At 64.3% G+C, this 22545-nt stretch carries 28 protein-coding genes; 27 read left to right on the forward strand and 1 reads right to left on the reverse strand.

Going from position 1 to position 22545, the window contains the following annotated elements; all coding sequences use genetic code 11:
- Positions 1-34 precede the first annotated feature (34 nt).
- From IPV08_RS15930 to IPV08_RS15950, 5 genes are read left to right on the forward strand one after another with little or no spacing between them, the layout of a single operon-like run.
- Entirely contained in the window at positions 35-349 is a 315-nt protein-coding gene (locus tag IPV08_RS15930; protein WP_207412564.1) for a hypothetical protein, read from the forward strand.
- Positions 346-621 carry a hypothetical protein gene (locus IPV08_RS15935; RefSeq protein WP_207412565.1) on the forward strand — a complete coding sequence of 92 codons (276 nt, stop codon included), beginning with the start codon at positions 346-348 and terminating at the stop codon, positions 619-621. Before IPV08_RS15930 ends, IPV08_RS15935 begins: the two co-directional genes overlap by 4 nt.
- Positions 621-884, forward strand: coding sequence for a hypothetical protein (locus IPV08_RS15940; RefSeq protein ID WP_207412566.1), 264 nt, complete (start codon positions 621-623; stop codon positions 882-884). The genes IPV08_RS15935 and IPV08_RS15940 overlap by 1 nt, the downstream gene beginning before the upstream one ends.
- Complete coding sequence (locus IPV08_RS15945; RefSeq protein ID WP_207412567.1) at positions 881-1159, forward strand: hypothetical protein; 279 nt, start codon at positions 881-883, stop codon at positions 1157-1159. Before IPV08_RS15940 ends, IPV08_RS15945 begins: the two co-directional genes overlap by 4 nt.
- Complete coding sequence (locus IPV08_RS15950; protein WP_207412568.1) at positions 1159-1794, forward strand: hypothetical protein; 636 nt, start codon at positions 1159-1161, stop codon at positions 1792-1794. Before IPV08_RS15945 ends, IPV08_RS15950 begins: the two co-directional genes overlap by 1 nt.
- Positions 1795-1915: 121 nt before the next feature.
- On the opposite strand, the gene IPV08_RS15955 is transcribed toward IPV08_RS15950, so the two are convergent.
- The gene (locus IPV08_RS15955; RefSeq protein WP_207412569.1) at positions 1916-2293 is read right to left on the reverse strand and encodes a hypothetical protein; all 378 of its coding nucleotides are present in this window, start codon (positions 2291-2293) and stop codon (positions 1916-1918) included.
- A gap of 255 nt (positions 2294-2548) precedes the next feature.
- On the opposite strand from IPV08_RS15955, the gene IPV08_RS15960 reads away from it, so the two are divergent.
- The 22 genes from IPV08_RS15960 to IPV08_RS16060 all read left to right on the forward strand — a co-directional run bounded on the left by IPV08_RS15960 (position 2549) and on the right by IPV08_RS16060 (position 22530).
- Complete coding sequence (locus IPV08_RS15960; protein ID WP_207412570.1) at positions 2549-2905, forward strand: hypothetical protein; 357 nt, start codon at positions 2549-2551, stop codon at positions 2903-2905.
- The gene (locus tag IPV08_RS24675) at positions 2886-3614 is read left to right on the forward strand and encodes a terminase family protein (RefSeq protein WP_246747983.1); all 729 of its coding nucleotides are present in this window, start codon (positions 2886-2888) and stop codon (positions 3612-3614) included. The genes IPV08_RS15960 and IPV08_RS24675 overlap by 20 nt, the downstream gene beginning before the upstream one ends.
- The gene (locus tag IPV08_RS24680) at positions 3611-4342 is read left to right on the forward strand and encodes a hypothetical protein (protein ID WP_348646139.1); all 732 of its coding nucleotides are present in this window, start codon (positions 3611-3613) and stop codon (positions 4340-4342) included. The genes IPV08_RS24675 and IPV08_RS24680 overlap by 4 nt, the downstream gene beginning before the upstream one ends.
- A gap of 17 nt (positions 4343-4359) precedes the next feature.
- The gene (locus tag IPV08_RS15970; protein ID WP_207412571.1) at positions 4360-4740 is read left to right on the forward strand and encodes a hypothetical protein; all 381 of its coding nucleotides are present in this window, start codon (positions 4360-4362) and stop codon (positions 4738-4740) included.
- Positions 4737-5204, forward strand: coding sequence for a hypothetical protein (locus IPV08_RS15975; protein ID WP_207412572.1), 468 nt, complete (start codon positions 4737-4739; stop codon positions 5202-5204). The genes IPV08_RS15970 and IPV08_RS15975 overlap by 4 nt, the downstream gene beginning before the upstream one ends.
- Before the next feature lie 455 nt (positions 5205-5659).
- A complete protein-coding gene (locus IPV08_RS15980) occupies positions 5660-7849 on the forward strand; it encodes a hypothetical protein (protein WP_207412573.1) in 2190 nt (729 codons plus the stop codon).
- Positions 7849-8094, forward strand: coding sequence for a hypothetical protein (locus IPV08_RS15985; RefSeq protein WP_207412574.1), 246 nt, complete (start codon positions 7849-7851; stop codon positions 8092-8094). Before IPV08_RS15980 ends, IPV08_RS15985 begins: the two co-directional genes overlap by 1 nt.
- A gap of 32 nt (positions 8095-8126) precedes the next feature.
- Complete coding sequence (locus IPV08_RS15990) at positions 8127-9284, forward strand: hypothetical protein (RefSeq protein ID WP_207412575.1); 1158 nt, start codon at positions 8127-8129, stop codon at positions 9282-9284.
- A gap of 64 nt (positions 9285-9348) precedes the next feature.
- Positions 9349-10311 (forward strand): DUF5309 domain-containing protein, encoded by a 963-nt coding sequence (locus IPV08_RS15995; protein ID WP_082473274.1) that lies wholly within the window; start codon positions 9349-9351, stop codon positions 10309-10311.
- Between the two features lie 82 nt (positions 10312-10393).
- Positions 10394-10846 (forward strand): hypothetical protein, encoded by a 453-nt coding sequence (locus IPV08_RS16000; protein WP_207412576.1) that lies wholly within the window; start codon positions 10394-10396, stop codon positions 10844-10846.
- 3 nt (positions 10847-10849) lie between these two features.
- A complete protein-coding gene (locus tag IPV08_RS16005; protein WP_207412577.1) occupies positions 10850-11185 on the forward strand; it encodes a hypothetical protein in 336 nt (111 codons plus the stop codon).
- Complete coding sequence (locus IPV08_RS16010; protein ID WP_207412578.1) at positions 11185-11415, forward strand: hypothetical protein; 231 nt, start codon at positions 11185-11187, stop codon at positions 11413-11415. The genes IPV08_RS16005 and IPV08_RS16010 overlap by 1 nt, the downstream gene beginning before the upstream one ends.
- On the forward strand, positions 11415-12143 hold the full coding sequence (locus tag IPV08_RS16015) for a hypothetical protein (protein ID WP_207412579.1): 729 nt from the start codon (positions 11415-11417) through the stop codon (positions 12141-12143). Before IPV08_RS16010 ends, IPV08_RS16015 begins: the two co-directional genes overlap by 1 nt.
- A 14-nt stretch (positions 12144-12157) precedes the next feature.
- Complete coding sequence (locus IPV08_RS16020) at positions 12158-12814, forward strand: hypothetical protein (protein ID WP_207412580.1); 657 nt, start codon at positions 12158-12160, stop codon at positions 12812-12814.
- A 3-nt stretch (positions 12815-12817) separates the two neighbouring features.
- Positions 12818-14296: a hypothetical protein gene (locus IPV08_RS16025; RefSeq protein WP_207412581.1), complete on the forward strand. Its 1479-nt coding sequence runs from the start codon at positions 12818-12820 to the stop codon at positions 14294-14296.
- Positions 14293-14595, forward strand: a complete 303-nt coding sequence (locus IPV08_RS16030; RefSeq protein ID WP_207412582.1) for a hypothetical protein — start codon at positions 14293-14295, stop codon at positions 14593-14595. Before IPV08_RS16025 ends, IPV08_RS16030 begins: the two co-directional genes overlap by 4 nt.
- A complete protein-coding gene (locus IPV08_RS16035; protein ID WP_207412583.1) occupies positions 14595-15014 on the forward strand; it encodes a hypothetical protein in 420 nt (139 codons plus the stop codon). The genes IPV08_RS16030 and IPV08_RS16035 overlap by 1 nt, the downstream gene beginning before the upstream one ends.
- A 2-nt stretch (positions 15015-15016) precedes the next feature.
- On the forward strand, positions 15017-16549 hold the full coding sequence (locus IPV08_RS16040) for a tail fiber domain-containing protein (protein WP_207412584.1): 1533 nt from the start codon (positions 15017-15019) through the stop codon (positions 16547-16549).
- Positions 16546-18279, forward strand: a complete 1734-nt coding sequence (locus IPV08_RS16045; protein WP_207412585.1) for a hypothetical protein — start codon at positions 16546-16548, stop codon at positions 18277-18279. Before IPV08_RS16040 ends, IPV08_RS16045 begins: the two co-directional genes overlap by 4 nt.
- 2 nt (positions 18280-18281) lie before the next feature.
- Positions 18282-21587, forward strand: a complete 3306-nt coding sequence (locus tag IPV08_RS16050) for a hypothetical protein (protein WP_207412586.1) — start codon at positions 18282-18284, stop codon at positions 21585-21587.
- A gap of 80 nt (positions 21588-21667) precedes the next feature.
- Positions 21668-21946, forward strand: a complete 279-nt coding sequence (locus IPV08_RS16055) for a hypothetical protein (RefSeq protein ID WP_207412587.1) — start codon at positions 21668-21670, stop codon at positions 21944-21946.
- A 71-nt stretch (positions 21947-22017) separates the two neighbouring features.
- On the forward strand, positions 22018-22530 hold the full coding sequence (locus tag IPV08_RS16060; RefSeq protein WP_207412588.1) for a hypothetical protein: 513 nt from the start codon (positions 22018-22020) through the stop codon (positions 22528-22530).
- Positions 22531-22545: the final 15 nt, after the last annotated feature.

Here is a 22545-nt window from a genome sequence, read left to right on the forward strand (position 1 = left end):
GTTCGCGGATATACGATGGTACTGAGGTGCCGCGTTGCCGATCATTCCACGCTCACAGCCCTTTACGCTCCCGCCGTGGGACGCGGACGAACGCAAAACGGCGTCGCGTCGTATGTGGGCGGCCGGCTTTCCGGTTGTTGTGTTCACGTGTCGAATCCCGAACAGAACGGTCAGCGAGGCTGCTGTCGAGGTCGAGGCTTGGCTCGCCGATCGGGGCCAAGCGAAGAGCTGGAAGGTCGGACGTGGGCTGGCATGGGCCAGCTTCCCGCATCCCGAAGGCGCCGTGCTGAACGTGGGATTCCGCTCCAACAGCGACCTCGCGATCGAGTTCAAGATGGTGTGGTCATGACCCGCCAGATGAGCCTGCCGGACTATATCGAGGAAGAGGTCGCCACCGCGACGGGGGAGGCGATCGCGGCCTCCGCCAAGGCGCACGGCTATCCGATCACGTTCGGTTTCTGGCACTGGCGGTGGAAGGCCGGACAAAGTGAAGAGGTGATGGCCTGGATCGCCGACCATGATCTCGGTCCGCCGCTGATCCACGAGTTCTACCCGGTGGTCTTCGTCTCCCTGCCTGATGATGGCGATGGCGCCTTCGCATTCCGGATGCGGTGGAGCTGATGCGCGAGGACGCTCCGGACGAAGGGTTCACGACCCGATTCCTCGACGACCTCGTGGCGGACTCTGCGGCCGAAATGGGCTTCCCTTGGACGTTTGCGGTCGCTCGGGTTCAGGAGCGGGCGGTCGCCGATTGGCTGGCCGAGCAAGGGATCGAGGACGTCCGGCACTCCATTGCCGGCCTCGGCACGCAATACGTCTCCTTTCGTCCCGATCAGGCCGTCCAGGCTTTCGCGTACCGGATCAGGTTCGGCGGGGTGGCATGAGCAAGCACCACACTCACAGCTTCACCATAGACCCGTATCCGTATGACGTTCTGTGCTCGCAGATGACGCGCGAAGCGGTCGACCTCGGGTTTCCTCATACCGTGATGATCCACGCGTCTGCATGGCACGATGTGCTCAGGGACGTGATGGCTTGGCGCGACGAAAACTGTCCGGCCGGAACGTCGATGGTCAGCACGCCCTGGCTGAACGCGCCTGCCTTCGTGTCCTTTCAGTGCGAGGACGATGCCCTTCACTTCCGGATGCGGTTCACCTGATGGCCTTCGCCAAGACCAGCAACCAACTCGCTCGCATGCGTGCCGCCGTGAACTTGGTGCATCGTGAGGCCAATGGCCGGCATAAGCGATCCTCGACGAAGGCGGACCTCGAAAGCCGCCGGAAAGAATCTGAGGATCAGATCATGGCGGTCGCGTTGGCCCAGCCTCATCGCAGAAGCTTGCCCAAAACGCGGATTCGAGACGATGGGCGCCGGCAGGACGTGGACCCTCGCGACCCGCTCGCTAGCTTCGCCCTCGGCCGCCTCTTCCTGCACAGCACGCTGAGCCGCGACCAGCTCGAAGCGGGCCAGAAGTATACGAGCCTGTTTCTGCGGCACGGCTTCCACATTGTGGGCGTTTTGCCCCGCTTCCCATCGGCGGCCATCAACGACGTCGCGTCCGGAATCTCCTGTGCGGCCGAGATGTCATACGAGGAAGCCGTGGCGCTGAAGCGTTCGTGGAACGAGGCTCAGACGGCGCTGGCCGATACGTGCGAATGGCAAGCCTGCTCCTCAGCCCTCATGCACGTGTGTGTCCTTGATAGGGAGCCCGGCGACGATGCGGTTCTCGGATCTCTCCGCGTCGCCCTGAATGCCTTGAGCAATCTGTGGAACGACCGCCGTTCGCGTCGATAGTGATTGACACGTTATAACGTTGCGTATATGTCAGGCGAATAGAGTAGCGAGAGCTGCGACTTGAAGGCGTGAGCCTCGTCGCCTCAGCTAAAGGGCGAAGCGAAGGACTTTCGCCAGACACTCAGGCGTCCCGCCGCGTCTGACGTATTGTATCGAGGGTAAGGTTCATCCGTGCCAGGGTCGCCCCCTTCACGTAGACGCGTAGCCCGGTATCACACCGATAAACGTATGCGACGTTCCGATACTTGTTGTAGTGCGAGTACACGAACTTGTGGCCGCTGAAGACAAAAACCTGACCGATAAGCGACTTTCCACGCTCGTCCATGGAAACGTTCTTGGCATCTTCCACAGCCTTGGCGATAAGTGTCTTCAGGTCAACAATGGCTCGCGGTCGATCGGCCTTCTCCAGCATCGCCGGTTCCTTCCCGTACGTGCGGACGAAATTGTCGATCAGAATCTCCCGGCGCACCCGCCATTCCCGGCACACGTCCTCGATCAATTCAGGCTCGAATCCGTGATCTAGGATCTGGCTGCGAAGCGAGTTCACAGCACTGGAAATTCTGGGGCGCCCGGACATTACGGCTTCACCATTCCCTGCCTAGAAAACGACCCGAGTACCGACGCGATCCAGAATCCCGCTACGATGAGTGAGAATATCGCGATCGCGGTGTTCATGTTTCGAATTCGATCCGGGGAGTGATGCGCAAAGGGCGCGTCTATTTCCTGACGCTCAACCCAGAATAGACGAACATAGATGGCACAAGGGCGCAAGACGGGCGGCCGGCAGAAAGGCTCGGTCAATCGCCGTACCGCTGAGCGCGAAGAGGCGATGCAGCGCGCGGCCCAGACGATTGCAGCGGTGATCCCTGGCGCGTTCGACGGCGACGCTCATGCGCTCCTCATGGCCGTGTACCGCGATCCTGCTCAGGAATGGCAGCTTCGGGTCCAGGCCGCGTCCAAGGCGATTCAATACGAGAAGCCGGCGCTCTCCAGTGTCGAGGCCAAGGTCACCGCGACGATTCAGGACGTGTCCGAGGACGACCTCGACGCCCAGATCCGCATGATGGCCGTTGCGGCAGGATTGGCCGGCGATGGAGCTACTGAGCACTGACGCCGCGTCCCTCGGGCGTCTCGATGCGAAGCGGCAACTCGCGGTCCTATTGGCCGAGAAGGCACGGCGCCGCGAGCGCACGAAGCTCCTCCGCCTCTACCCCGACGAAGGCCCGCTCCGCCGAGAGCTTTACCCGAAGCACATAGCGTTCTTCCGGGCCGGCGCGACGGAATATGATCGCTGCATGCTTGCCGCGAATCGTGTCGGCAAATCGTTCGGTGTGGGTGGATACGAAACCGCGCTGCACCTGACCGGCCGTTATCCCGAATGGTGGGACGGCCGGCGCTTCGCTCACCCTGTTGAATGGTGGGCGGCCGGCGATACCTCGGAGACGACCCGCGACATCGTCCAGGCGATTCTGATGGGTCCGCTGGAGAGCGTTGGCACGGGGCTGATTCAAGAAGCGGACATCATCGGCAGTCCATCGCGACGCTCCGGTGTGACCGGTGCATTCGATCAGGTCCATGTCCGCCATGTGACCGGCGGGGCCTCGCTCCTCGGCTTCAAGAGCTTCGACCAGGGCCGGAAGAAGTTTCAGGGCACCGCCAAGCACGGGGTCTGGCTCGACGAAGAGCCGCCTTCCGACGTGTTCGACGAATGCATGCTCCGTCTGATGACCACGGACGGCCTGATGCTCTGCACCTTCACCCCGCTCAGCGGCATGACGGAAGTGACGATGCGCTATCTCGGGACAGTGAAGACGCCGTGACCTTCTGTGTTCAGGCGACGTGGGACGACGTTCCGCACCTCACCGCCGATCAGAAGCAGAAACTTTGGGACGCGATTCCGGCGCACATGCGGGACGCTCGCACGAAAGGAATTCCCGCCCTCGGGTCCGGTCGCATCTTCCCGATCGCCGAGGAAGAGATCCGGGTCAAAGCCTTCCCGATCCCGCCAAGCTGGGTTCAGATCGTCGGGGTGGACTTCGGATACGATCACCCGTTCGCCGCCGTGCGCTGCGCTTGGGATCGCGACAATGACGTCTGGTACCTGACGGCCTGCTACAGGAAGAAGGAAGCCACTCCGGTCCTGCATTCCGCTGCGATCAAGTCGTGGGGAAGCTGGATTCCGTGCGCTTGGCCCCATGACGGGCTGCAACACGACAAGGGGAGCGGCCTCGCCCTCGCTGAGCAGTACCGTTCGCAGGGCCTGGAGATGCTGGCCGAACACGCCACGCACGAGGATGGCGGCAACGGCGTCGAAGCCGGCCTGATGGAAATGCTGGACCGGATGCAAACCGGCCGATTCCGCGTCTTTGCTCACCTCGACGAGTGGTTCGAAGAATTCAGAATGTACCACCGCGACAACGGACGCGTGGTGAAGCTCAACGACGATCTGCTCTCGGCCACACGGTACGCCGTGATGATGCGCCGTCACGCCATCGTCGAGCCAAAGAAGACCGAATGGAAGCCGCCGGACAGGCGCTGGGTCGTGTAACCCGACAGGACTGAACGATGCCCTATCCCGCCGACATTCCCGGATCGCAGCGGGTCTTCCTGAGCGATCCCGCGACCGGCCTGCCTTACGGCGCCTCGAATCCGATCCCGACCGGTTCTGCTGCGGCGGCCGGCTCTACACCGCTCACCTACCGCCAAGTCACTGACGTTTCGACGTCGACTGCGCTCCCCAACATCCCCGGCGACGCGACGGTCGCGACGGTCATCCCCGATGGTGCCGGCGTCCGCATGCGCAAGGATGGGACGGCTCCCACGACTGCGGTCGGTATGCCGATCCCTGTCGGTGGTGGCGTGAAGCTCTACGGGGCGGAGATCTCGGCGGCCCGGTTCATTCAGCAATCGGCCGGCGCGATCCTCAACGTCGAGTATTCCAAATGAGCGACTACTTCCCGGTCGTCTCGGGCGGCGCGGCGATCGACCGAATCGTCAACCAGCCTTTCACCATCGGAATCACGTCGGCCACGCCCGGCGACCTGTCCGTATCCATCTCCTCCCAGACATGCCGGTACGATAAGCTCGGTGACTTCGTGGACGTCTCGATGGGGTTCGCGTTTACGCCGACCTACACGACTGCCGCCGGCAACTTCATCCTCACCGGATTACCGCTTCCCGCTGACGGCGACACCGCCTCGAACTTGATCCCGATGGCGATCGGAAGTGCGTTTCCCTGGCCCAATACGGCCACGCAAATCGCGCTCGCGCCTCAGTCCGGCACCAGCACCGCAATTATCCTGGGCCAGAAGACAAGCGCGGGAGGTCAGGGCGCTCAGATCACCGCGTTCACCTCGGGCACGGCCTACACGCTCCGTTTCCGAGGGCGATACCGTACCACCCGCGTGTGATGGGCTGATCGATCGTGCGTCGAGTTGGTCAAAGCCATCTACCAACTTTGCCAGCCTCAAGGCCGACGCCTGCCAGCGCACTAGCTGAAAGCCGCTCTTTCGCCTCCACCTTCACATCGGGCGTCCGCTGAGCAACCTGCATAATCGCGTCGACTGCAGTCTGTTTGTCCTCGATGGCAGCATACCATACCTCCGTGAATGGAGGGCCGCCACCAAGCCGTCCCATCGTTACCTCAATTGCCCAGCCGTCTACCATATCGCACCTCACCATAGTCCGACCATGCCACGAGAGCCTGCCTGCTCCAAGGCTGGGTCGAGATAGCTAGATTTTGGACTGAACCGCTGTTCTGCCAACGGTGATGACTTTGGCATGAAGATCAATCTCTTAGCGGCCGATCGTGCCCATTAAGCCCTGCTTGCTCGGAAACCCGTCGCTGCGGGCACAAGGAAACCACATGGCCGCATCGCCGAAGCTCGCCGCGAGGGGGGGTGATTCCTCACGCCGCGATGCTGACCGTGCTTTGCTGCGCCTGATCGACGATGAGGTGTCGAACGGCATCACGTTCGAAAACGACGACCTCGTTGGCGACAAGTCGATCCGTGGTCGCAAGGGCGAACGCGACGCGGCACTCGACTACTATGACGGCGTGATGGAGGATCTGCCATCCGAGCAAGGTCGCTCCTCTGCGGTTTCTCGCGATGTGGCCGACGTCACGGACACGATGCTCCCCGGCCTGATGCGTGTGTTCGCAGGCGCGGACAAAGTCGCCGTCTACGCGCCGAATAAGCCCGGCGACGAAGAGGCCGCATCGCAGGCCACCGACTACATCAATTATGTCTGGGCCAACGAGATCAACGGGTACCAGATCACCCACACGTGGATCAAAGACGCCCTCGACGTCCGCAACGGCATCGTCAAAGCGTATTGGGATTCAACCCCGGAATACGAGAGCGAGGATCTACGCGGCCTCGATGAGGACCAGATCGTCGCGCTGCTCGAAGACCCGGAGGTCAAGCTTATCGGCGCTGATGGGCGCGATCAGATCATCCACGATCCCGCCTCGGGCCAGATGGTTCCGCTGACGGTCTATGACGTTCGAATCAACCGGGCGACCACCAACGGCAAGCTCGTGGTCGAGAACGTCCCTCCGGACGATTTCGGCATCTCGAAGGGCGCGAGTTCGATCGAGACGGCCCGCGCTGTCTGGCATCGCTCCAGGGTCACGCGCTCGGACCTCGTGAAGCAGGGCTATCCCCGCGACGTCGTCGAGGATCTGCCCGCGTATGGCTCCCGCAAGTCCCGGAGCGACGCGGATCGATACGAGGACGACGATACGCGAAGCTCGCTCGCGGGTGAGACCGGCGCCACCGCCGAGGTCGAGGTGATCGAGGCGTATGTGCGCTTCGACTATGACGACGACGGCATCGCCGAGATGCGCAAGGTCGTGGTCGCTGGCTCGTCCGGTGGTCGCGAGCCGCTCTCGAATGAGCCGTGGACGGAGGAAGTCCCGTTCGTCTCAATGACAGGCCAGCCGGTGCCGCATCGGTGGATGGGCCGGTCGACCTTCGACAACGTCGGCGACCTACAGCGGGTCAAGACCGCCCTCCTGCGCGGCGTTCTCGATAACATCTATTCACAGAATCGCCCGCAGCGCTGCGTGGTCGACGAAGCGATCATCAACCCTGACGAGGTGCTCAACCCGACCTATGGCGGCGTCATCCGGATCAAGAAGGGCCACACGGCTCAAGGCGCGATTCAGGATCTCGTGGCGCCCAACATCTCGGGCAACATCCTCGCCGGCATTCAGTACATCGATAGCGTGATCCAGCGTCGGACCGGCGTCTCCACCGCCACCGCGTCACTGGATTCCACGGCCCTGGAGCCGCAGACCGCAACCGCCGCGTCCCTCGAACACGATGCCTCGTATGCCCGCGTCGAGCTGATCGCGCGAAACATGGCCGAGATGGGCTTCAAGCCTCTCTTCTCGAAGCTCCTGCGCATCATCGTCCGCAATCAGGATCGGCCTCGCACCGTTCGCCTGCGCGATGAGTGGGTGGCGTTCGATCCGGTCGGTTGGAATGCCGCGATGGACGTCTCGATCAACGTCGGCCTCGGCACGGGCTCCCGTGAACGCGACCTGACGATGCTGTCCGGTATCCGCGCTCGTCAGAACGCTATCATCGAACAACTCGGGCTCGAAAACCCGGTGGTCACTCCATCCATGGTCGTCGCGGCCGAGCATAAGATGGTCGAGGCGGCTGGCGTCAAAGATCCGGAACAGTTCTTCCGGCCGATCACCGCCGAGGAATTTTCGCAGTGGCAGGCATCGAAGCCGCCGGCTCCGCCCGATCCGAAGCTCCAGGCGATCCAGGCCAAGGCGCAGATGGATCAACAGACGCTCCAGGCCCGCGCTCAGGGCGATCAACAGCGCATCCAGGCCGATGTCGCCATGGATCAGGCCAAGCAGGCTGCGGAGCTACAGATGGCCCGCGAACGGCTTGAGCAGGAACACGCGCTCAAGGTCGAGCAAATGAACCGTGACTTCGAACTTCGTCGCGCTGAGATGGAGAACGAGGCGCAGCTCCGGGCCGTCTCGATGGCGACCGGCGTCCAGGGCGTCTCCACGAATATCCCGAGGCAGTGATGGCCGACCGCGTCGCTCAGGCCATTGCCGCCCAACAGCTCCTCGACAACGAGACCTTCCTCGCCCTCCTCGCCAAGATCGAGGCCGACGCTGTCGATGCCCTCGCCGCCGCTGACGTTTCCAACCCGGCTTCCCTGATCCGCGCGACCGCCGATCTGCAAGCCGCCCGCCGCGTTCGTGAAGCCGCCGAATCCATCGTGACCACCGGCATGGCCGCACAACGCGTTCCGCCCACCGTCGCCTGACGGCACGGGCACGCCAACCGAACGAGCCCCACATGTCTGAACGCGATACCTCGGCTCCGGCTGAGACCGCCCCCGTGCGCGATTACGATCGCGAGCCGAGCGCCCATGACGTCGCCCTGACGCTGGCCGACAACGACTTCGACTTCGACGAGGACGACGGCGATCCGAATCCCGGAGACCCGGCTTATGACCACGCCGAGCGCGTGATCGAGCAGCCTCGCGGGGAGAAGGGTCGGTTCGCACCGCGCAATCCGCAGCCTCCGACGCAGGACGACGAGGACGGCGAGGACGGTGACGAATCCGACGTCGAGCCGGAAGACGATGGCACCGATGCGGATGGCCCGGAAGCCAATGCTGACGGCGAGCCCGACAAGCATGGCAAGGGCAAGGACGGCGAGGCCAAGGACACCGCCAAGGTCGTCGAGATCGATGGCCACCAAGTCCCGATCGACGAAGTCCGTCGCGGATTCATGCGGCAGGCCGACTACACGCGGAAGACGCAGGCCCACGCCGAGGAAGTCCGACAGTTTCAGACGATTCGGCAACAGACCGAGGCCGAGCGCGGTGAACTCGGCAACATCCTGAACATCGCGGTCGAGGTGCTTCGGACCCGCATGCCCTCGCCACCGGATCGCAACATGATCCGGACCGATCCGATGGGCTTCATGGAGCAGCAGCAGGCGTATCAGGAAGCGGTCGAGGAGGTGAACAAGCTCCTCTCCGCGCAACAGAGCGCCGGCCAGCGTCAGACCGAAGAGCAGAAGGCCGCGCAGGAACAGTCCGAGCGCGCCCGGCAGGCTCAGACCGCCGAGGCCCTTCAGCGCGAAGCCCAGCTTATGGCCGAGACCATGCCGGAGCTTCGCACACCCGAGGGGCAACAGGCGTTCTTCGCGGACGCCACGAAATTCGGGGAGCGCTACAACCTCTCCGCAAATGATGTGATGGGCATTCAGGATCACCGCGCCCTGCGCGTGCTCAAGGACGCCATCGCGTACCAGAAGCTCCAGGCGAAGAAGCCGGAAGCTCTCCAGAAACTCCGCAACGCCCCTCCGATCCGGGCCGCCGTCAGGCAGTCACCGGGCACACGGCAGGGCCAAGCCTCCAGACAAGCACGTGACGCGTTCAGTCGTAACCCGACCATCGATGGCGCCGTGGCAGCTCTCCCGGACTCTCTGTTCGGGATCGATTGATCATGACCAGGTCAGGCTTCCCGCATAGCGGCCCCTGAACGGTCCAGCCCCATCCGAGGACCACATGGCACAGCTTGCCGGCACTACCGATACCTATGACATCCGTGGGGGTCGCGAAGACCTTCAGGACAAGATCTTCCTCCTCAACAAGGCGGACACGCCATTCATGGCCAATATTGGTCGTGGCAAGGCATCTGCCGTGAAGCACGAGTGGCAGACCGATACCCTCGCGCCTGCCAACCTGAATAACGCGGTGCTCGAAGGCGACGAATACGCTTACGCCGACGTAACGCCGACCGTCCGCGCGGGCAACTACTGCCAGATCTCGCGTGAGACCGTCCTCGTCTCCGGTACCGCACAGGTCGTGGACAAGGCCGGACGCAAGGATGAGGTCAAGTACCAGTCCGTCAAGCGCGGTCTGGAACTAAAGAAGGACATGGAGGGCATCCTCCTCTCCGCTCAGGCGTCGAACGCTGGCGGCGCCGCTGGTGCCGCTGCCCGTCGTCTCGGCGGCTTCACCGCGTGGCTGACCTCGAACGTCTCCCGTGGTGCCGGCGGCGCTAACGGCGGCTACAACGCCACCTCCGGCCTCGTGACGGCTCCCACCGCAGGCACCGCCCGTGCGTGGACGGAGAACATGCTCAAGGACGTCCAGCAGGCCGCGTATCAGTCCGGTGGCAACCCCGGCATGCTGATGATGCCCGTCCAGCAGAAGCGCGTGTTCTCCAGCTTCGCCGGCCTCGCTCAGCAGCGTCGTGATACCGGCGACAAGGCCGCGACCATCGTCGCTGCGGCTGACGTCTACGTGGGTGACTTCGGTCGCCTCGCTGCCGTCCCGAACCGTCAGATGGCCAACGGCAACGTCCTCGTGATCGACCCGGACATGGTCAAGCTGCGCACGCTTCGTCCGCTGTTCGTCGACAAACCCGCGAAGACCGGCGATGCCGAGAAGCGCGCGATGATCGTCGAGTACACGCTCGAAGTCTCGAACGAAGCCGCGCACGGCCTGATCGCTGACCTCTCGTAAGCGGTAACCCTTCCACCGATCCCGAAATCAACGTGAGCACCGGTCCGCGAGGCCGGTCGCTTGCCTATGCGAGGACACTCCCATGGCACAGTCCAACCTCCCTGCCGCGAAGACGGCGGTCCCGCCCGTCATTGACACGACCAAGCTGACCGGCGCGCGTCCCGATCCGCGCGGCGACATCAATCCCGGCGTACTCACCGATCAGCCCGGCACGCCCGGCGTCAATCCGGTGACGAATCGCGACGATAGCCTCACCGCCGAGGACGGCGTCACGCTCCGCGCTCCCACGAGCAACGAGCCGCTGAATCCCCCGATCCCTGAGCCGGTCGAGGATAAGCCGTCCACTCGGTATATCGAGATGGTCGCGAAGAGAGACCTATGGCCCCGCGACGGGAATAAGTACCGCCCGACCAGCCTCGACGACGGCGCCGAATGGCGTGTCCGCGCTGGAGAGACGGTCAAGCTGCCGTCGAACGAGGCGATGGATCTCATGGAAAACGACGTCGCCGAGCGCGCGAACAAGCGCGAGGGCTGATCGATGTACGATTCTGCATCTCTCGCCTCGGACGGGTTCCGCCAGATGGCTTCGGACCCGGAGACGGGGCGGGAGGTGTGGGTCAAGATCGACGGTAACAAAATGACCGTGCGTGAATTCGCGCCGGTCGACGAACTCCTCGAAGACAACGCGGTCCTGCGCGCGGATCTGGCTGGCTCTCGTCACGCTGACGGGCTTAGTCTGGTGGCACGCATCCCCGAGCACATCATGCACAACCGGCTGATGGAAGCGCTCAGACAGGGCGACGACGCGTACCTCGATCGGTGGCTCAACGACCCCGACCACAGCAAATTCCGCGTTCGTGGCGGGCGCATTTGATGCTGCCTCGGTTCACTCCCCTCGCACGCATCCCCCATCCGTCCGGGCGTCCCCTGCGCGAGCCTGAGCGTCGAGGATGGGCCTATGCGCAGGGTCCGAATGAGCCCGGTTTCTTCCGCACGCCACGGCTGAACGCTCCGCCTGTCCAGCACATCCGGCAGGCCACTGACGTCTTCGCGGTCGGCTTCGTCGATCACACGATCCTTGATGCCCAGAGCGAACTCGAGTGATGCTCGACACCTATCAGGATCTCGTCGCATCGATCGAGGATTACCTCGAACGGGCGGATTTACTCGACCGTATCGGCACCTTCGTTCGGCTCGCCGAGCTTCGTTTGTCGCGTCGCCTCGGCCTTGCGGAAAACGAGGTTCAGGCCCGTCTGGATCTCGTCGCCGGCCGCGCTCCTCTCCCGGATGATTATGCCGCTGTCCGTGGCGTGACCGGTGCTCGGGGCTGGGATCTCGAATACGTCCCGCCACATGTCTTCCTAGGTGCCTACGGGCGCGGATTCGGTCTGCGCCGGCTCGGTCAGGCTGACGGATACGACGACGTCCGTGATGGCGTGGGCGGGATCGACGGGGGTGGCCGTCCGCGCTGGTACACGATCCTCGGCTCGATCCCGCTGGACGATATAGACGTGGACGTGTCGGTCTGGCCGAATGGACTGAATCAGCCGTTCCTGCTCACCGCCCCGGCCGGCACCGGACAGATCAGCCTGCTCTACCGCCAAGGCATTCCATCGCTTGGCCCGACCCGCGCCTCGAATTGGCTGCTGGCCCGCAATCCCGACCTCTACCTGTACGCTTCCCTGCTCGAAGCCGAACCGTTCCTTGAGAACGACCGTCGCGTCTCGCTCTGGCAGTCGATGCTTGAGACGGCGATCAGTGACGTGACGTCCCTCGACCGCGAATCCCGCTGGGGCCGCGCTCGCATGCGCTCCTTTGAACCGACGCCTTAAGCTGGAGCTGCACGATGGCACTGCCCCCGATCACCGATTACGATAGCCTCGTCCTCAACGTGTCCGACTACATCGCTCGGAACGATCTTGAGGACTATTACCCGACCTTCATTCAGCTCACGGAAAACCGTTTGAACTCGGCGCTCAAGGTGCCGGGTATGGAGACGGAAACCACGCTGACGCTCAGCGCCGATGGGACCGTCTCCACCCCCTCCGCCTATGTCGAGTGGATCTTAGTGTCCTGGCGCTCTACTCCGACCGCGCGCGCTCAGCGACTGCGGTACGTCGAGGCGAATTCACCAGAGTTCACGCATCGCCACCGGCCGAACGGCTCAGCTCAGTACTACACGGTCGCCGGCAATAAGATCCGTCTGGCTCCCGCCCGCACGGGTACGATCGAGACGGTGTTCTATCAGCGCGTTCCGCCTCTCACCTCGGCCGATCCGACGAACTGGCTGATTACGAAGGCCCCACAGCTCTACCTGTATGGTGTGCTGGCCGAAGCCTACTCGTTCCAGAAGGACGAAGCCCGCTCGGCCGAATGGGGCAAGGCTGCGGACGAACGGCTCAAGCTCTTCATCGAAGAATCCAGTGCTGCCAAGGTTGGTCGCCGTGCCGAGCGCAATGCCGAGATCGAGGCCGAGGTCATCGCGGCCAAGGCCCCGAACTAATCCATGGCCCGGATCGCCCTGCCTCCTTGGGAGCCCGACGTCGCGGCTGTCGATGCGGCGGTGTGTTCGGTCGCCACGAATGTGATCCCCCGTAAGGATGGATACGCGCCGATTCGCTCGCCGGTCGCGCTCTCCACGGCCCTTCCTGCGCCGTGCCTCGGGGCGATTGAGGTTCCGTCTCCCGCCTACGGGTTTCCCATCTACTTCGCCGGCACTGCGACCGGGCTGTTCAAGTTCGCGAATGGCCGGTGGCTGAACGTCTCGAAGCCGGGCTCGACCTATAGCATCCCGCCGGGCGACTACTGGTCGTTCGCGGTCTACGGGACGAAGCTTCTCGCGACGTGCCTCGGAACAGTCGTTCAGGTCATCGACATCGACGCGGGCAAAGCCTTCGCAGACCTCGGCGGCGACCCTCCGCGTGCCCGGCATATGGGCGTGGTGAGTGAGTTCCTCGTGCTCGCCGGCCTCGGTTCTGATCCCAACGCGGTGCATTGGTCGGACCTCGGCGACATCACCTATTGGGAGCCGGGCGTTCAGTCAGGCGGCCACACCTCGGACCTTCAGATCTTTCCCGAAGGCGGTCCCGTCACGGGATTCGCAGGCGGCGAGTTCGGCCTTGTGTTCCAAGAGGGCAAGATTCGCCGCATGGTGTTTTCGCCGGGTTCGGTGACGGTGTTCGACTTCTCGACGCTCGAAGAGAATCGTGGCGCGGTCGCTCCCTGGTCGCTGGTGAAGGTCGGCGCGCGGGTTTTCTTTCTCGACCGTGAGGGGTTCTTCCTCTTCACTGGTGGCGCTTCCGCGTCGATCGGTGCCGAGCGGGTGAACCGGTTCTTCGCCGGCAGGGTCGATCCGATCCGCGTGACGTCGACGATCTGCATCCGCGATGCGACCGGACCACGTGTTCTCTTCGCGTACCGGACGCTGGCCGCACCAACCAATGACCCGACGCTGCTCAATGAGTGCCTGATCTACGATTACCTGCTGGATCGGTGGACGTTTCTCAACGTTCCGGTTCGGTACGGGCTGGTGGGCGCTACACTCGCGGTCTCCATCGACGACATTCCCGGCTCGCTCGACGATACCGGCCAGAAGCCGCTGGATGATCCGAGCTATGCCGGTGGTCCTCCGACGCTCGGCCTGATCACCGCCGACAACAAGCTCTCGCTTCTCACCGGATCGCCGCTACAGGCCACGCTTGAGACGCCCGACGCGATGCTCTCGCGCCCAAACCGGTCTTTCCTCCGGGGCATGCGCCTCGATTCCGATGCCGATGACTGGCGCATCCAGATCGGCACGCGGGAAACGCTAAGGCAGGCTGATCCTGTAGTCTGGAAGAGTGAGACCCGGCCGAATCCCGAGCGCATGGCCCCGTGCCGTGCCTCTGGCCGATATCACCGTGCTCGCATCCGAATCCCGGCTGGTACCGCCTGGAGCTACGTGTCCGGGGCCGAGCCCGACGCGACTGAAGAGGGCGCTCGATGAACGTCCCCGCGAAGTCGGAAACCGATCTGCCTAAGATCATTCAGGCCATCGCGGATCTCGCCGTGGGCAACTCGAATGCGGTCCGGGTCGGTACCGTTGAACTCGATTCGAGTGCGGAGTTCACGGTGGTCAACGACGCACTGTGTTCGGAGCGCTCGATGCCGGTTCTGGTTCCGGTGAACGCGGCGGCTGCTATCTCGGGTTGGTACGTTCGCACGGTTCGGAAGAGCGCATTCGAGATCGGGCACTCCGCCAACATCCCCGGAGCGCTGTTCCGGTACGAGCTACGCCGAAACTAATGCGCCTCGCGATGATTCCCCCGAGCGCCATCCTTCGGGCATGGCCGGACCTCGGCGGGATGATTGCCAGGGCCTGCGAACGACCCGGTTGCGACCATACCGAAACGACATTGCGTGCGGCCTGCCTTGCCGGCGAAGCCGCGCTGATCGCGATCCTCGACAACGATGGCAGGCCCGTCGCGGCCGGCGTCACCCAAGTGCGGGAACAGGCCAACGGCGCCCGGTCCTGCTGGATCTTGGCCCTCGGCGGTCATCGCTCGAATGCATGGCTCCACACGCTGGAGCACGTCGAGGCCGGTGCCCGCCATGTCGGGTGTGAGACGGTCGAATTCGTGGGGCGACGGGCGTGGGAGCGGTTGCTCCCCTCCTACTTCGCCGAAGCCTGCGCCACCGGCACCCACTACTCGAAGAGGTTGTAGCGATGGGCGGCGGATCGAAGACGCAGACCACGACGCAGGAACAGAAGTCCGACCCCTGGGCTCCGGCTCAGCCCGCGCTTCAGACGATCCTAAAGGGCGCGACCGATGCGTACAATTCGGGCGTGGACTCTCAGGTCTATACCGGCCCTCGGCTGGCCGGGCTCGGGGACACGACGCAAGCCGGCCTCAACAGCATGGCTGCGAACGCCAATGGCGCGGCGGCCACGGCACAGGCCGGAAACACCTTCCTCAACGGACTGCTGAGCAACGGCGGCACGACCGCTGGCACTCAGTCGGCCCTGAACAACGTCCTCGGCGTCGGCACGGTCAACACGGCAGGCGTCCAGTCCGCAGCCGACCGCATGGCCGATCCGAACAACGCCGCGTCGTCGGTGGGCAAGGGTCTGGTCGGCGGTCAGTACAATCTTGACGGCTCGGGCTACTCGAACCTTGCGAACGGCCTTGGCCAGGGCACCCAGACCCAACGCTCATTGCAGGACGTCGCCTCGGGCAAGTTCCTCGACGCGTCGAATCCCTACACCTCGGCCATGATCGATCAGGGGGCAGGGGACGCGGCTAGCAAGGTTGCTCAGCAGTTCGCAGCTTCCGGCCGGTACGGTTCGGGACGCTTCGCGGGCGCGGTAGCGGATGCCGCCGATCGGGTTGGTACCAATCTCCGCTACAATGACTATTCGAACGAGCGTGAACGGCAGGCGGCGGCGGCAAATGCCATCGATAGCCAGGCCAACGCGCGCACGGGCGTTCTCTCCGGCCTCCTCGGCGCTCAGAACGACGTGCGGACGGCCAATGCCAATCAGGCCGTTACGGGGGCGAATCTCTCGTCCGGCGCCGATACCGCCGCGCTGACCGGCGCGAGCGCACTGGCCGCGCTCCAGGCTCAGAACAATCAACAGCGCCTGTCACAGTACGGTACGGCGCTTCAGTCCGCTCAGGGCGATCGTGCGTCCGCTCAGGCTGGCCTTGGTCAGGTGGGCGGCGTCCAAGAGAATCTCCTGTCTCCCGGCCGGACGCTCGCTCAGGTCGGCGCGATTCAGGACGCGGCACGACAGGATCAGCTTGACGCTCAGCAGCAGCTCTTCAACGAGCAACAGCAGCAGCAGTGGAAGCAGCTCGGCCTGCTCTCCGGGCTCGCCAGTCCGATTGCGGGCCTTGGCGGCACCCAGATCGGCACGACGACACAGCAGATCCCGCAGCCGAGCATGTTTCAGCAGATTCTGGGCGGCATCACGGGTGGTGCTGGTGCTCTCGCCAATATCGGGAAGGCCGCGCCCATGCTGGCGATGCTCTCCGATGAGCGGGCCAAAGACAACGTCACGCCCGTGGGCGCGCTGAACGACGGTCAGACTGTCTACTCCTACACCTACAAGGGTGACAGCACCCCGCAGATCGGCCTGCTCGCTCAGGAAGTAGCCCGCGCCGCGCCGCATGCGGTGGGCCAGTTCTCCAACGGTCTGCTCGGCGTCGATTACGGTCGCGCCACAGAGCGCTCAGCCAATATGGGATCGCGCTCATGAGCTTCGGGTTCGGCCCCCTTCCTGGCGCGTCGGCTGGCTTGTCGCCGGAGGATATCGCGCGTCTTTTCAGCCGGATTCCCATGGGGGCGGGGCAGGGCTTCTCAGGCTCCTCGACCGGTGCCGTCCCGCCGGCCGATCAGCTCCAGGTTCCGGTCGCTCCTCTTCAGCCCCCGGTGGCTTCGCCTCTGGGCTTCGGTGCTTTGCCCGGCAAGGTGGGCGGCGCTCGCGCTCCCGTCGTCGCGGCTCCCGAGCCGGCGGCTGCGGGCGGTCCGGTCCTACCCGATTTCCAGCCCGCGCCTCTGCCTGCGGACACTCCGACCCCGCCTGCGCGCCCGTTGTCATTCGGTTCGCTCACGCCTCCGACCCCTGCTGCGGACATGCCGGCCGCCGACGCCGTACCTGCGTCGGGAACGGTGCCGACTGCCGCGACGAAGGCGAGCGATGGCCTCGGCTTCATGGAGAAGTGGAAGGCGGTTGCAGATTCCGGCCTTGGCGATCAGCTCCTCGCCCTGTCGTCCGGCCTGCTCTTCGCACGTGGCGGTGCCGGGTGGGCCAAGGGTTTCGAGAACATGCAACGAGCCGGTGCGGCCTCGACCGCCACGGGGCTCGCCAACACCGAAATGCTCCTCAAGCAGCAAAAGCTTGCCCGAGAGATGCGCGGGGAGAACGCGACGGGCGATTACCTTCGCAGCAAGGGCATGGATGCCAGCCTTTCCGAGGCGGCGATGTCCAATCCGACCGTCCTGTCGGCGACGCTGGCTCAGCTCAACAAAGATCCGTCCCGCGTCACCATCGGCGGCAACATCTACGAGCTGAAGCCCGGTGAGAAGCCGGCCGCATCGAACATGCTCGGTCCTGCCGAGGTGAGCCCGGAGGTAGTCAGGGCGAAGGCCCAGGCGCAGGCGGAAGGTACCGCAGCGGGCAAGCCGGACGAAACCTATACGCAGATCCCGGAGGCGGAGCGTGTCTCCCTCGGCCTGCCGGCGGGCGCGTATCAGCGGGATTCCAAGGGCAAGCTCTCGGCGGTCAATCCGGCCGGCACGACGATCAACATGGGCGCCGAAAAGGCTCAGGATTCGACCGTTGGCAAGGGCTACGGCGAGTATCAGCTCGATCTTGCCAGCAAGGGCCGCAATGCGGGCTCGACCCTCAACACCCTGTCCCTGATGGAGCAGGCTGCACGCGATCCGAACTTCTATTCCGGTGTCGGTGCCGAGGGGCTGAAGACGGCGAATCAGCTCATGGTCGCCCTGGGCGTGAAGGATGCCAGCTTCACGAAGCCGACTGAGGTCTTCGAGGCCCTGTCCAACAAGGTCGTTCTCGATAGCCTCGGCGGGTCGCTCGGCCCCGGCATCTCGAACACTGACCGTGATTACCTGGGCCGCGTGGCTCCCGGTCTGTCGCGCACGAAAGAGGGCAACCTCGAACTTATCGGCATCGCCCGGTCCCTTGCGCAGCGTCAACAGGACGTCGCCAAGCTCGCCCGCGATTACGCCGCAAAAAACAATGGCCGGATCGATTCCGGTTTCGACGACGTGCTCACGGACTTCTCCAACAAGAGCCCGCTCTTCCCTGCCGCGTCCGCTGCCTCCACCGCGCGTCCTGTTGGGCAGACGGGGGCGACCGGTGCCGGCGGCCTCGCCGCTCCGACCACACAGGCCGAGTTCGACGCGCTGCCCCGTGGCTCCGTCTATGTCGATCCGGCTGACGGCAAGAAGTATCGGAAATAACGATGCCGCCACGCTTCTCCGGCACGCCAGTTGACGAGCCGGTACAGGCCAATGCTCCGGTCGGCCCTCGCTTCGGGGGCACGCTGATCGAGGACGTGCCGTCCTCTGCCGGACCCGGAATCGCATCGGACGTCGTCAAGACGATTCCGAGCGGGCTGGCCCGTGGGGCGATGAGCTTGGTGGGTCTGCCCGCCGACGCGATGAACCTTATCGATCGCGGCTGGCAACATGCCACGGGCTACCTTCTGGAAAAGACAGGCGCGCTCACCCCGGCACAGGTCGCGAAACTCAAAGAACCGGTCCCCGGTCTCGACGGGCCGAACGAAACCCGGATGCGCGGGCTGTTCCCGTCGTCGGATCTCCTGAAGGAGGGCACCGACGCGGCTCTTCGCAAGGGTGGTCTGCCGGAGCTGTACAAGCCCCAGACCATGCCGGGTGAGCTTGCGAACACCCTCATCGAATTCGCCCCCAACGCCGCGCTCGGTGGTGGGTCTGCCGCTCAGCGTATCGGACAGGTCGTGGCTCCGGCCGTGGTCTCCGAAGGGCTTGGGCAGGGTTCCCGCAAGCTGCTTCCCGAGGCCGAGCCTGTCGCTCGGTTCACCGGGGCGCTTCTGGGTGGCGTCGGCGCGGCGGTCGCTCAGGCTCCGCGCGGTGGCAGCGTCTTGATGAAGGAGGCAATGAGCGGCCTCTCTCCCGAGGATCTGGCTGCGGCTCAGGCGCTGCGTGCGGAGGCCCGTGGTCTTCCGAACGGCGGTATCGATCTCCCTCTGGACGAAGCCCTAAACAAGGTCACGGATGGCCGGGCGGGTCGCCTATCGCAGCTCTCGCGCGTGGTCGCCAATTCGGGCGGGGAGGGCGGCAACACGCTGACCAACCTCTATGCGCAGCGTCCTGCCCAGATGGACGCGGCGGCTCGCGGCACCTTCAGTATGTTCGGCCCTTTGGCTCCGTCGCCCTCGGCGCTCGGCCTGGACGTCCAGAGCGCGGCACGTCGCGGCTTGGATCAGACCCCCGAAGGAATTGCCCTGGCGAAAGCTCGGGAAGCTGCCGGCCCACGAATGACCGCGGATATGGCCGGTCAGGTGATTCAGCCGGCGCTGCGTGCCACTGCGGATCTCCGCGAGGCGGTCCGTCAGGGTCATGCTGCCCGCGATTACCGGCTCGCCCGTGAGGTGCCTGAGAACGTCGGCATCGAGCGCACGATTCAGGTCGAACGCCCTGGCGATCCGATCGTCACACAGCCGGCCTATGCACGCCCGCAATTCGAGGCCGATGCGCCGCGTCCGGCCGAATCCTTCGAGCGCGCGACTGCCGGTGCGGCTGAGCCCGGTGCAGAAAGCCTCGCCCGGTTCATTGCGAAGAATGGCGGCATTCGCCTGGACGGTGACGCGGCGGCAACCGACCTTCAGCGCTTCATGGTGCCCGGTGTCGGCAAGGTCGCGCGATCTGACGGCAAGGGCATCGATAATTTCTGGCGCGAGCGGCTGATCGAAGAAGGGTATTTCCGGCCCGACGCCGATGGTGGCATGGCGCGGGACATCTCGTCCGAACTCCTGCGCAAGCTCCAGAATGAGCAGCGCGGCTTCCCCTCGTACCCGCTCGATAGTGCCGGCCGATCAAAGGGCCGTGCGGCGGGCGGACAGGCGGCGGACGAATACGCCAACGCCCGGTCGCTGGCCAAGAGCCGCCTCGACGAGGATCTGACGCGGGTCGAGGTCGATCCGATGAGCCTTCATCCGGACATCCGCGAGCGTGTCGTCGGCGCCCTGATGCGCGGCGAAGAAACCGACCCGCTGACCGCTTACGAGCGCACCGTCAACGCGATGAAGGGGCCTCTCGACCCGTATGTGAAATCAACGACCGTCACGGAAGAGATTCCCGACGTGCGGTTCGGTCAGGTCAATCCCGAGCCCGCGCTGGCCGCGATCGACGATCAGGCCCGCTTTGCCAAGGGTGATGTTCGTGGTGCTCTCGGAGCCGCGCGCAAAGACCTTTTCGAGCCGGGCGGCGCTCAAACCGACATGTCCGTGGAAGGTCTGCTGAAGGCGCGTGAGCGTCTGGACTTCCAGATCCAGCAGGCCAATGCGATCGGTGATGGCACGAAGGTCCGTGACCTCACGATCTCCCGCACGGCGCTGGACAATCAGCTCAAGCAGGTGCCCGAGGTGGCCGCCGCTGACGCGCGTTTCGCCGCGAATTCGAAGCCGCTGGAGCCGTTCGCCGGCAACACGCCCCTCGGCCTCGTCGTTCAGCAAGATCCGCTGACGAAGCGCATGGCATACCCTTCGGAGCAGGTACCGGGCCTTGTGCAAGGTCCGTCTGCCACGCGGGAAATGCTTGCTAACGTCACCCCGCAAGCACGGCAAGCAAACGAACAGTTCTGGGTCTCGAAGCTGCTGGATGGCGCCACGGATGCGCGCGGCAACGTCAATGCCGACCGGCTGAATGAATTGCTCCGGGACCATTCGGACATCGTCGGGCAGATGCCCGGTGTGTACCAGAAGCTCGAAGGCATCGTTCGCGCCCGTGACGGGCTGGCTCGCCTCGATAAGACGCCCCTTGGCCAGCTCGCTCTGACCGACGACACGAAGGCCGCTCAGCGGGCTCTGTTTGATCGCGAGGCCCTGGCTGGATCTGAAGGCGAGGTCGCGGCCGGCATGGGCGCCATCGCGCGCAACGATCCGACCACGGCGCAACAGCTCGCCCGTCAGTACCTTGAGGGCACCTTCAACTCCGCCACACGGGATCTGAAGGGCGGCCCGGCGCAGTACGGTGGTGCTGGATTCGCCTCGGCCGTTCGTGGGCAGGCTCAACAGGAGAAGAACCTCGACGCGGCTCTGCGTATGCTGCCTGCTGGCGACGTCAAAGCCTCGGCCGTGGATCGTCTGCTGACCGCGCTTGAAGCGACCGGATACAAGCCGCAAAAGGGCTCGGACACCGCGTTCAATCAGGTCATCACGAAAGCTCTCGCCAACGGTGACGGACCGCTTTCCTCGGCCATCACAGAAGCCGTCGCGCTCGGCGCGGCCGGTGGAGCGGCGGGCGGCGTCGGCGGTGCGGTCGGCGGCACGTTCCTCGGCCTGAAACGGGCTGCGGGTGAGGAGCTTCTTAAGCGGCGGGTTCAGCGCAACTCCTCGGACATCGCACGGGCTCTGACCGATAAGAACGTATCGATCGAGGAGCTTCGAGCAATGCTCCAGGGCGGCTCCGGTCCTGGCGCTCAGATGCTGCTGACGCGGCTTCTAGCTCTCGGTTCGGCCGGATCTCAGACCGGTGAGCGTCCGCGCCTCCCCGCCCCGATGCGGTAGATCAGAAACAGGTTGCCGGGTTGGTGGGCCGATGCCGGGGCCGCTTTCGACCCATAGCGGCCGTGCGCTATGAGTGAACAATGACGACCGATGCGAAAGCCCTCTGGGACGACCTCAAGGCCGAACTATCGAACCGCTCCGGCGAGCCCCATCCAGGGTTTGGCGATCGCGTCGAGAAGGCGATGGCACCGGCTTACGACTTGATGAAGGCTTTCGAGCAGGAGCGGGATCGTCAACCGTTCGCCTCCCAAGCGCCATGTCCCATCTGCGGTATCGGAACAGTGAAATACTGGCGGAATGCGCCGCTGATCGGCGGCATGAAGTGCAGCACGTCCGAGTGCATCGCTTTGAGCCTCTGACATACGCATGTCTGGTATCCGCCCTTTGCGGGCGCTAGAAACGTCCACTAAACCTACTTGGCGAAGCCGCGTTGGACGATGAAAACGAGCTGACGATGGTACGCTGGGGCACATGGGCGGGGCTGGCTCTCACTCTCGTGTTCCTTGCAGGGGGTACATGGGCTTTGACCCGCAAACCGTTCGACCGCCCCAACGAGGCTCTTGCGGTTTTCTATGGCAGCGAACCCGATGCGGAATGCATGCTCACCGCCCCCCTGCACCGAGCGGGAAAGGCGGTGGCACCTCTGATCATCGCGGAACTGCCAAACCGTGCGATGCCCCGCCGCCGCTACGCCATCGAGTTCCTTGGAGAGGGGGGTTACCGGGAAGCCCTACCTGTACTTGAGATGATCGCTAGGAACAGCGCGGAGTTGGAATACTTCAGGGGCGATGCGCTTCTTGCGATCTCGGAGATCGATCTCAGCCTCGCTCGAAAGGTGGCAAGTGGGCTAACGGACACCACAGGGCATCTCGGCGGCATCGCCAAGGCCGTTCTGCAAGGTGGATCCACCCTGAGCGTGCTTATCAATCGTTCCTGCGTGTGAGCCTTGAACACCTCA

This window comes from Methylobacterium sp. SD274 (assembly GCF_017355285.1).
Taxonomy (GTDB): domain Bacteria; phylum Pseudomonadota; class Alphaproteobacteria; order Rhizobiales; family Beijerinckiaceae; genus Methylobacterium.